This window comes from Tistlia consotensis USBA 355 (assembly GCF_900177295.1).
Taxonomy (GTDB): Bacteria; Pseudomonadota; Alphaproteobacteria; order Kiloniellales; family DSM-21159; genus Tistlia; species Tistlia consotensis.
In genome coordinates, this window is record NZ_FWZX01000093.1 from 1 (window position 1) to 1,003 (window position 1,003).

Below are 1,003 nucleotides of genomic sequence, written 5' to 3' on the forward strand. Positions count from 1 at the left end.
GCGGCTGACCCGCCAGGTCGCCGCCTTCCTGTCCGAGGTCCGCGCCGCCTGATCCGGTCCCCCCGCCGGAGGCGGTGCTGCGAGCGGAGGCCGGGGTCGGGGCGGCGCAGGACGCCAGCCCCCTTCTCCGGCCTCCCGCATCGCTGCTCTGCGCGGAAGAAGCCGGGATCTTAGCCCATTCTTAGCAATCGAATTTCCACACTCCGCGCACCGGTTTGCCGCGCGGCGGCGGCCGTCCGACGACGAGACCTTTGGGGAAATCCGACATGCATTCTGAGCCGACCGAGACCGATCGCCTGCAGTTCCTGGAGATCGACGCCGCGACCCGTGCCTGCCTGCGCGAGGCCAGGCCCTGGCTCGAGCAGGAACTCCCGGCGATCCTCGACGGCTTCTACCTGCACCTCGCGCGCTTCCCCGAGACCGCCCGCTTCTTTCCGACGGCCCAGAAGCGCGATCTCGCCAGGAACGCCCAGCTCGCGCATTGGCGCGTCATCCTCGAGGCCCGCTTCGACCGGACCTATCTGGATTCGGTGCGGCGCGTCGGCCAGGCCCATCATCGCCTGGGCCTCGCGCCGCGCCTCTACATCGGCGGCTACTGCTTCCTGCTGACCCGCCTGCTGGCCGCGATCAGCGAGCGGGTCCAGTCGCGCTGGTCGGGTGCCTGCGCCGCCAGGCGGAGCGCGCTGCTCGCCGCGATCACCAAGGCGGCCCTGCTCGACATGGACTGCGCGATCTCGGTCTACCTGGAGGCGGGGCAGCAGGAGAAGCTGCAGCTCCTCGACAGGCTGGCCGGCAGCTTCGAGCGGGACATCGGCGGCGTGGTCGAGACCCTGACCGCCTCGGTCGGCGAGCTGCACGACACGGCGCACGCGATGTCCGAGACGACCGCGCTCGGGCGGGATCGGGCGACCAGCGTCGCACGGACCGCCGAGCAGGCGACCGGCAACGTGACGACCGTCGCCGCGGCGGCCGAGGAGATGTCGCACTCGGTGCGCGAGATCTC

1 protein-coding gene is annotated in these 1,003 nt (G+C 71.4%); it reads left to right on the forward strand.

Going from position 1 to position 1,003, the window contains the following annotated elements; all coding sequences use genetic code 11:
- Nucleotides 1–266 precede the first annotated feature (266 nt).
- A partial coding sequence (locus tag B9O00_RS32260) for a protoglobin domain-containing protein (protein ID WP_200808739.1) occupies nt 267–1,003 on the forward strand: 737 nt, incomplete at its 3' end.